The sequence below is a fragment of the Leifsonia sp. SIMBA_070 genome, assembly GCF_046534635.1.
Taxonomy (GTDB): domain Bacteria; phylum Actinomycetota; class Actinomycetes; order Actinomycetales; family Microbacteriaceae; genus Leifsonia.
The window spans coordinates 1-231 of sequence record NZ_JAWRYK010001024.1 but is presented as its reverse complement, the minus strand read 5'-3'; the positions used below and the strand labels follow the sequence as shown (position 1 = coordinate 231).

General features: G+C 67.1%; 1 protein-coding gene. It reads left to right on the top strand.

From position 1 onward, the window contains the following. Positions 1–6 precede the first annotated feature (6 nt). Positions 7–231, top strand: a 225-nt coding sequence (locus SB754_RS23260; protein ID WP_410784599.1) for a c-type cytochrome, incomplete at its 3' end; no start/stop codon positions are given.

Genomic DNA, 231 nt, shown 5'->3' with positions numbered 1-231 from the left:
GAGGCGATGATCGACCTGGCGTGGGACAGTGGCTGCTTCAACTGCCACGACGTGGACAAGACGCTGCGTGGCCCCGCCTGGAGGGACGTGGCCGAGCGCTATCCCGATGATGACGAGACCTTCGAGCGTCTGGTCAACAAGGTCCGCCAGGGTGGCAGCGGCAACTGGGGCGACGAGCGCATGACCGCCAACACCCGGGTGCCGATGGAGGACATCCGCACCCTGGTGGGC